Source organism: Halomonas sp. BC04, assembly GCF_000568385.1.
Genome location: NZ_AZQX01000014.1, coordinates 1 through 7,540, shown reverse-complemented (window position 1 = coordinate 7,540; position 7,540 = coordinate 1). Strand labels below are relative to the sequence as shown.

Sequence of the window (7,540 nt, the reverse complement as noted above, 5' to 3'; positions counted from 1 at the left end):
GTAGGTGCTCAGCGCCACAGTGCGGGCATGAAAGGTGAGATCTTGCGGTGTCGAGCAGAGTATTCGCTTGTGAGCTGATTTGCCCAAGGATCTGATATGCCAGGTATTTCTTGAGATCAACAGGGAGGCTTGCCAGGGTCTGCTCAAGGGCTTTGAGGTCTGCTTGTTTCATGGCGTGCTCCAGAGGCAAACTGGATATACAGTAGTTTATACAGTATTTTTAAAGCACGCCAACAACAGATACCAACATAGCCATAAAATGACAGCCATGCAAAGGGACTCAACATGATACTGGCAAACCTCATTCCGGCTCATCCCGAGCCGTCACCGCTTGCGCTTCCCTACCCCCTCGTCCTAGGTCGTGCAGGCTCTCAGGCTTTCCCAGTCCCGCGCAGGATTACGAAGGCCGTACCCTCGACCTCAACGAGCGCTTTGTGAAGCGCCCTTCCGCCACGTTCTTCCTCACGGTGACAGGCGACAGCATGGTCAAGCTGGGCATCAATGAGGGCGATATCCTAGTGGTCGATCGTTCAATCAATCCCCGTCCTGGTCACATCATCGTTGCCATGGTCGACGGCGAGATCACCGTTAAGCGCCTGGAACGCCGCGGCGAAAAGCACTTCCTCTGCTCTGGGAACCCGCGCTACGCACCGATCCCGCTGGAGAACCTGGAATGTCAGGTATGGGGCGTGGTGCGCTCGGTGATCCACGAGTACAACGTATGATTGGACTGGTGGACTGCAATAGCTTCTACGTCAGCTGCGAGCGCGTGTTCCAGCCGCGGCTGAATGGCCTGGCCGTAGGCGTGCTGTCCAACAACGACGGCTGTGTCATCGCTCTATCAACCGAGCTCAAGGCCCTGGGTATCAAGATGGGCACGCCAGCGTTCGAGATCCAACACCTGGTCCGCCAGAACCGCATCCACCTGCTCTCATCCAACTACGAGCTCTATGGCGACATGAGTCAACGAGTGCAGGAAGTGCTCGAGGAGTTCTCGGCAGGCGTCGAGCCCTATTCCATCGACGAGATGTTCGTGCGCTTCGACGGTTTCGAGCCAGGCCTGCTGCTCGATCACGCACGGCAGCTGCATCACAAGGTTCGCCAGTACACCGGCATTCCCGTCTGCGTCGGCGTAGCCCCCACCCGCACCCTGGCCAAGTTCGCCAACAGAGCAGCCAAGAATATCTCCGCCTACGGCGGCGTCTGCGTGCTACGGGCCGACACTGCGGAAACCCGGGCCTTGCTCCAGCGCTTCGAACTGGGCGACCTCTGGGGCGTCGGCCGGCGGCTAGCCGAGCGCCTCGCCCTGCTAGGCATCCGCACCGGCTGGGACCTCGCCCAAGCCGACCCCAAGCGGATCCGCCGGCAGTTCAACGTCACCCTTGAGCGCACCGCTCTGGAGCTGCGCGGCATCCCCTGCATCGAGATGAACGACTTCCACGAGCCCCGTCAGCGCATCATGACGAGCCGCTCGTTCGGCAAGCTCACCGGCAGCCTGGGCGAGATCCGCGAGCTATACGCCAACACGGCCAGCGCGGCGCCGAGAAACTGCGTAGCCAGGGAAGCCTGGCCCGGGCCGTGCTGGTGTTCCTCAAGACCAACCCCTTCAGAAACGACCTGCCCCAGTATTCGCCCAGTCTGATGGTGGAGCTGCCCCGCCCCACCGACGATAGCCGCGAGATTCTCCACGCTGCCAGCGAGGCCCTGCAGCGCATCTACCGCAAGGGCTACCAGTATCAGAAAGGGGGCGTGATGTTGATTGACCTCATCGACGCCGATCGACAGCAGCTCTCACTGCTGGATACAGCACAGACCGATGCCGACCGGCAGCGTAGTCAGAAGCTGATGGAAGTGATGGACGAACTCAATCAACGCATGGGGCGTGATACCGTGAAGCTAGGTATGCCTAGCCCGGGTGCTGCCTGGCATCTGCGATGTGCTAATCGCACTGCTCGCTGGACCACGCGCTGGGATGAGCTGCCGATACTACACACAGGGTAACCAAGGGGATAAGAGTGAGAGATCAGTTCAAGGGATGGTTGCTCGAGGTGCAGGAGGAAGCTTTGAAGGACAAGCGCGACAAAGCGCGCAGCACTGGAGACGAAAGCTTATGGAAAAAGCAGATATGGAAGAGTCCAGAGAAGAACAAAGCCATCAAAGACAGGTTTCGCGATGAGGGGGAAAAGCTGGGATATCGCTCACTTCCATCCTACAAGACAGGAGCTGGCGAATGGCTGTATGACTTCGTCTGGCGGAAGTTCGATGAAGAGGGTCACCTTGATGAAGTCGTGCTCGCCATGGAGATCGAAATGTCAGATCGCACACAGCGCGGCCTGATGCGAGATTTCGCCAAGCTCCTGCAGTCTGATGCCACCTATAAAATCATGGTATTTCAGCACAAGACAGAAGATGACGTGCAAACGGCCTTCGTGCACTTCAAGGCTAGGGCGCAGAAATATCGCGTGAAGTCATCATCGGAGTTCTTGCTATGTGGATGGAGCACAGCGATGAATCAGTTCCTGTTCACCGACTTTATCTGTGAAACCTCCGTCACTCCGGATTGATCAACTCGGCATTACCATCGTTGCCGGGCCTGTTCACGGCTCGGCTCACCGGCCAATGCTCGATAAGCCAGCGTCCAGGTGGCGCACCAGCTGGCGGATGGTCTCGCGGCCTGTCAGGTCAGGGTCGAGCCACGGCTCAAGGCTGGCATCGTCGAGGATCAGCGGCATACGGTCATGCACCTCGGCAGCGCTACCCCGCGCAGGCTCGGTCAGGATCGCACAGCCCAGGCTGCCATCCTCCCGCTCGGCGTAGATGCCGGCGAAAGCCAGTGGCCCGCGGTCGGTGCGGGTCAGGTAGTGGGGCTTTTTGCCGGTATCACTGGCCAACCACTCGAACCAACCATCGGCAGGTATTAGGCAGCGTTGCCGAGCGAAAGCGTGTTTGAAAAAGCCACTGGTGGCCACCGTCTCGACGCGGGCATTGATTGGCTGAGCCGCCTTGCCCTTAGCCCAGGCAGGCCGATAACCCCACCACAGATCGAGCTGCTCTGGCGGGGCATCGTGTGCAACCTGCCGGAAACCGGTGATCCAGGTGCCTGGCGGGATGTTGTAGCGAGGCGGTGGCCCTTCCTCGACCACCACCACACCCAGCCGACGGGCGAACTTGGGGTAGGCGTTGTAGAGAGCGAAACGGCCGCACATAGCACCACCTCATTATCCTTTGCTTCTTTCTTCAAAAGCTCTTCTGGAAAGATTCACAATCGTCATTGTAATTAAAGTGATCTGGACGAGGTTGTTAATCAAGCTAACAAAACTAAGTTTTAAGAATATCACACTCCCTTGACTTGCAAACGTAAGCAAAGAAAAGCCAAACGTCATAACCAACGAAATAATAGTAATAAAATATGTTAAAAAGAATGTGGAAAAATAATCTTTCTTTGCATACTTTTTTACTACCCTTGTATCGACAAAGGCAAAGAGGACAGTAATGATCGCTGCCATAAAGCCCAGCATAGTAAAGGCAAAGGTAGCAATAATTATCGAAACATTTTCCGATTGCAATGAAAAATTTAAAGGAGCACCAAGGCGCCCTTTAACTGCTACTTGGTACATCAGGTAAGTAATCGGACCAGGCAGAAGGCTTATTGAAAGATACAATCCGATCAAAATCCAGTTTTTCGAAGATTCCGTTGTCAAGGTATTCATTCAGCCTAGCCTTTAGTATTGGATTTTTCTTTGATTTCAGCGTAAGGGCTTCAGCAATTTTTTTATCATCTTTTTGTGTAATCATATCGCTACGGCTCCGGAGCCCACCAAATACATATCCTGCACTTGTGAACCCACTTCGGCCTGGGCACGCATCATAAATTTAACCAACCCATCATCCGAGATGTTTTTTACAATATTATGAGCAGCATTGGTTATTTCTTTTCTTGGCTTGGGCTTAATATGTATTTCCATGCTGCCTAAATCAATAGAATCTGTAACATCAAACCCTAGGGATTCAACGAACTCAACTAGCGCTGGATGAGACTTGTCGACCTCGATCACTGTCCTACCTATGTAGGGAAAAGTAAGTGCATCTGACTTAGTAGCGCTATGCATAATAGCATGCATGTAAAACTGCAAGTCAGAAATACCAATCTTGCTTAGAATTTCGTTGACATACCATCCGAAAGCTTCTGCTTTGGGTGCGAAAATCGTCGATCCAAACCCTATATGATCCTTATTAACGATAATGTATGAGGCAAATCCTATGTGATCATCCTGGCCTAAAATCGCTTGCATATCACCAACAGCAAAGGTATTAGAATTGATTCTTCTGATAATTTCAGAATTTCTTGTTATTATAAAGAAGTAGATATTATCCACATAATGAACTAGATAGATATTTTCGTCATTATAAATAAAACCATTTTTAAAAGATTTATCTTTCAGCTGTGAAAAAGAGCGAAGGAAAGAGCTTAGATCACAAAGCCCTCTTTTATCTTTCGTCACATGCTTAAAAGCATAAGCGTAATATGTTACCTTCATTTTATCCTCGATATCTATAAATAATATTGAAAAATCGTTCAGGCCTCTATCCCGGCATTTCACCAGTCTGCAACAGCCAGAGAAAATCAGACTCATCGAGCACCGACACTCCTTGCCCCTGCGCTTTGCGCAGCTTTGTCGGTCCCGCATTAGGGTCAGCGAAGATAAAGAAATAGGCTTGAGTAACTGTCTTTCGGACTTGAATTTTCGCTTCAGTTGCCGCTGCTTCCAACTGAGCGCGACGATCTTTGGCAAAGCCGGGGAAAAGAATTTCAAGGTTATCGTTGAGAGCCTTTGTTGCGGCAATGGCACGCTCAACCAAACGCTGGCGCATGGGTCTCGGCTTCAGATGATCTCCACCCGAATGGAACTGAATAACCCGGTCGCCCCGGAAGGTTCTGAATGCGTCATTGAAGGCAGAAAATCCCTTAAGCAGCCAGCCGTCATCCTTCCAGTTCACCAGCTCTCGCGTGGTGACATTCCCCTTTGCATCTTGATACTCAAAGCGCAGAGTCTCCATCCTAGCCCCCGTACGTAGATGGACCCATGTTGGGCCTCATTTGTTGTTATGCAGCTAGCCGCCTGACTGCATTTGCAGTTTTACAGTTACGAGATCCTGCCAATCCGTATCTCACACCCCAGGATCTCCACCTACCATCTGCTGCGGCGTGAATATCTCGGGCTGGTAGTGCTCGTTATCGCTGATCAGGTACAGCGCGCCACCGGCCAGGCGCTGTACGCGCTTGATGCGCCGCTCGCCGCTCACAGTCAGCAGAAACACCCCTTCCTGCCGGATATCTCGCGGCTAGCCAGGTCGACCAGCACCCAATCGCCATCGGCAAGGGTGCCTTCCATCGAATCGCCGCGCACCTTGATGCCGGCCACCTGCTCGGGCTGGCTTGTCAGGAGCGTGTAGTCCTGCAGCACTCTTTCTGACGGCGACGGGAAGGGTATCACCAGTGACCCGGTTGCCACGTCATATTCGTCAGAGATAGACGCCTCCAATTCAATCATCTGTTTGATTGCAATTGTCTCCCCCCGTAAATTCACAAAGCATCACAAAGGGAGCCTAACCCATGCACACCAAGGAAACCATTCGTAACCCGAGGGGGAATGATCACCACATAGGCCAAGTACCTGGTCATGTTCAAGGGCTCCCCCTTCACCAATGCGAACGATCAAGAATGTGAGTGTTGGATTGAGTTGTCCAACAGAAGCCTGAATCGTACAGAGGAAGCCAGCTGCTAGGTGTGGGTCAAAGTGTGGGTCAAAAACATTGAGACAAAGAAAAAGCCGCTGTAATCAGCGGCTTATCTATATTCAGTGGCGGAGGGGGAGGGATTCGAACCCTCGAAGCCTTGCGACTTACACACTTTCCAGGCGTGCTCCTTCGACCACTCGGACACCCCTCCACATTGTGGTCCTCACGCCCAGCGGCTGTGCCTTGTACGTCAGAACGGCGCAAATACTAACGGCTTAAGTGCTCGTTTGCAAGCCGGTTTTTCGGTTCAGCCGGTGGGCAGCACGGCGTAATCGCCGCGTGCTTCCAGGCATAGGGTGTCGTTGCACCAGAGCTGCTGCACCAGGGCGATGCGCCCTCGCCCACGGCTCTGCAACTGTTCCGACAGGCTGTCAGGACCTTTCGGCGACTCGGGGGCGCAGGTCATGCGATAGTCGCCGGTCACCGGTGCCAGGAAGCGCTGGGTGGCCTCGGCCACGACCACGTCCCGGGCTAGCCCGCGCTCGCGCAGCCAGAGGGTGGTCCAGCACCAGCCAGCAGTGTGCTCTGGGCGGTCAGGGCGCCCCCGAAGCCGGTGCCCTTGTCGTTGAGATTGGGAGTGAGCGAGAGCTGCCACACCAATTGCTCACCTTCCCCTTTCCCCTCCCAGCGCATCTCGCGAATGCCCAGATGCTCGACCATGGGGATCGCCTCGGCGAGCCAGGCCAGAAAGCCCGCCGGATCGTCCCGCTGGCCGGCTTCGGGCAGCGGCAGTCGCGGGTGGGGGATGCCGATCTCGCGCATGCTTATTCTCTTCCTAGGTCCAACGCTCGACGAAGTCGCTGAGACGGTGCTCGGGAAGGGGCCTGTGGCGCCCTGCCAGTTGGCCCAGGTAGATGAAGGCGATCAGCTCATCCTCTTCATCCAGGCCGAGTCCCTTGCGCACGGTGGGGTCGAAGGCGTACTTGCCACTGCGCCACATGGCGCCCAGTCCCAGGGCGTGGGCCGCCAGCAGGATGGCGTGGCCGGCACAGCCGGCCGAGAGCACCTGCTCGATCTTCGGCACCTTGGGGATGTCCGGTGTCACCTTCGCGACCACGGCAATGATCATGGGGGCCCGGCGTGGCTTCTTGCGTACGGCATCCAGGGCCGCATCGCCGACCTCCGGGTCCTCGCGGAACTCGGCCTCGGCGAACAGCTCACCCAGGCGGTCCAGGCCCTCACCCGAAAACTCGATGAAGCGCCAGGGGCGCAGCTCCTTGTGATCGGGTGCCCGCAGTGCGGCCCGATAGATTGCTTCGAGCTGCTCGGGCCCAGGCGGTGGCCCCATCAGCTTGCCCATGGAGCTGCGTTCATGCAGCAGGGTCATCGCGTCCATGATCCTCTCCTCATCGGTGGCGCATTGGCCCCGTCGGTTGCCGGTTCGAGTCTAGACTTTGTCCGAAAAGTGCCTGCGCTTGGCCATACGGCGTTAAAAATCAGCTCAAAGTACTCATTTACACCCCCGTAAACTCCGTCTTTTCGCTGATTTTTTCCTTGTCTGACCTTCGCTCGCCGACTTTTCAGACGAAGCCTGGAGCACTTTACCCAAGCCGCTATTGTCGTGCCAGGCGCTATTGTCTTGCCAAGCGAAGGGGCTCGGGCGGCCTCTCGCCGGGGGTGGCGCGCCAGGGCGAAATATCGAGCCCGCCGCGGCGTACATAGCGCGCCAGCACCAGCAGCCGTTCGGGGCGCGCCCGGGACATCAGGTCGGTGAAGATGTGCTCGACACAGTGTTCATGGA

General features: G+C 55.5%; 10 protein-coding genes, 1 tRNA gene and 4 pseudogenes. 4 read left to right on the top strand and 11 right to left on the bottom strand.

The window, feature by feature from the left end; all coding sequences use genetic code 11:
- Window positions 1–172 (bottom strand): annotated as a pseudogene (locus Q427_RS30905) (IS1595 family transposase); the annotation flags it as partial.
- Between the two features lie 259 nt (window positions 173–431).
- On the opposite strand from Q427_RS30905, the pseudogene Q427_RS01545 reads away from it, so the two are divergent.
- From Q427_RS01545 to Q427_RS01535, 4 genes and pseudogenes are all read left to right on the top strand, one after another.
- Window positions 432–725, top strand: a pseudogene (locus Q427_RS01545) (LexA family protein); the annotation flags it as partial.
- On the top strand, window positions 722–1,642 hold the full coding sequence (locus Q427_RS01540; RefSeq protein ID WP_331280507.1) for a Y-family DNA polymerase: 921 nt from the start codon (window positions 722–724) through the stop codon (window positions 1,640–1,642). The pseudogene Q427_RS01545 and the gene Q427_RS01540, both read left to right, overlap by 4 nt.
- A complete protein-coding gene (locus tag Q427_RS35900) occupies window positions 1,549–2,001 on the top strand; it encodes a DUF4113 domain-containing protein (RefSeq protein WP_331280508.1) in 453 nt (150 codons plus the stop codon). Before Q427_RS01540 ends, Q427_RS35900 begins: the two co-directional genes overlap by 94 nt.
- 14 nt (window positions 2,002–2,015) lie before the next feature.
- Window positions 2,016–2,564, top strand: a complete 549-nt coding sequence (locus tag Q427_RS01535; protein WP_043510411.1) for a hypothetical protein — start codon at window positions 2,016–2,018, stop codon at window positions 2,562–2,564.
- A gap of 45 nt (window positions 2,565–2,609) precedes the next feature.
- On the opposite strand, the gene Q427_RS01530 is transcribed toward Q427_RS01535, so the two are convergent.
- The 10 genes and pseudogenes from Q427_RS01530 to Q427_RS01490 all read right to left on the bottom strand — a co-directional run.
- Window positions 2,610–3,206, bottom strand: a complete 597-nt coding sequence (locus tag Q427_RS01530) for an SOS response-associated peptidase (RefSeq protein WP_231613309.1) — start codon at window positions 3,204–3,206, stop codon at window positions 2,610–2,612.
- A 12-nt stretch (window positions 3,207–3,218) separates the two neighbouring features.
- Window positions 3,219–3,710, bottom strand: a complete 492-nt coding sequence (locus Q427_RS01525) for a hypothetical protein (RefSeq protein WP_043510410.1) — start codon at window positions 3,708–3,710, stop codon at window positions 3,219–3,221.
- A gap of 81 nt (window positions 3,711–3,791) precedes the next feature.
- Window positions 3,792–4,634, bottom strand: a complete 843-nt coding sequence (locus Q427_RS01520; RefSeq protein WP_197030446.1) for a hypothetical protein — start codon at window positions 4,632–4,634, stop codon at window positions 3,792–3,794.
- A complete protein-coding gene (locus Q427_RS30900) occupies window positions 4,585–5,058 on the bottom strand; it encodes a hypothetical protein (protein WP_051496036.1) in 474 nt (157 codons plus the stop codon). The genes Q427_RS01520 and Q427_RS30900 overlap by 50 nt, the downstream gene beginning before the upstream one ends.
- A gap of 111 nt (window positions 5,059–5,169) precedes the next feature.
- Window positions 5,170–5,319, bottom strand: a complete 150-nt coding sequence (locus tag Q427_RS30895; protein WP_155833420.1) for a S24 family peptidase — start codon at window positions 5,317–5,319, stop codon at window positions 5,170–5,172.
- Window positions 5,307–5,513 (bottom strand): S24 family peptidase, encoded by a 207-nt coding sequence (locus Q427_RS35050; RefSeq protein ID WP_197030445.1) that lies wholly within the window; start codon window positions 5,511–5,513, stop codon window positions 5,307–5,309. Before Q427_RS35050 ends, Q427_RS30895 begins: the two co-directional genes overlap by 13 nt.
- Window positions 5,514–5,862: 349 nt before the next feature.
- A tRNA-Ser gene (locus Q427_RS01505) sits at window positions 5,863–5,950 on the bottom strand.
- Window positions 5,951–6,046: 96 nt separating this feature from the next.
- Window positions 6,047–6,561, bottom strand: a pseudogene (locus tag Q427_RS01500) (YiiD C-terminal domain-containing protein).
- Between the two features lie 13 nt (window positions 6,562–6,574).
- Window positions 6,575–7,135, bottom strand: coding sequence for a nitroreductase family protein (locus Q427_RS01495; protein WP_043510406.1), 561 nt, complete (start codon window positions 7,133–7,135; stop codon window positions 6,575–6,577).
- A 235-nt stretch (window positions 7,136–7,370) separates the two neighbouring features.
- Window positions 7,371–7,540, bottom strand: a pseudogene (locus tag Q427_RS01490) (NADPH-dependent 7-cyano-7-deazaguanine reductase QueF); the annotation flags it as partial.

Excerpts from the sequence above, each read along its gene's own strand:
- Q427_RS01525 (WP_043510410.1), bottom strand. The coding sequence starts at position 3,710 with ATGAATACCTTGACAACGGAATCTTCGAAAAACTGGATTTTGATCGGA.
- Q427_RS30900 (WP_051496036.1), bottom strand. The coding sequence starts at position 5,058 with ATGGAGACTCTGCGCTTTGAGTATCAAGATGCAAAGGGGAATGTCACC.
- Q427_RS01520 (WP_197030446.1), bottom strand. The coding sequence starts at position 4,634 with ATGAGTCTGATTTTCTCTGGCTGTTGCAGACTGGTGAAATGCCGGGAT.
- Q427_RS01495 (WP_043510406.1), bottom strand. The coding sequence starts at position 7,135 with ATGGACGCGATGACCCTGCTGCATGAACGCAGCTCCATGGGCAAGCTG.
- Q427_RS01530 (WP_231613309.1), bottom strand. The coding sequence starts at position 3,206 with ATGTGCGGCCGTTTCGCTCTCTACAACGCCTACCCCAAGTTCGCCCGT.
- Q427_RS01540 (WP_331280507.1), top strand. The coding sequence starts at position 722 with ATGATTGGACTGGTGGACTGCAATAGCTTCTACGTCAGCTGCGAGCGC.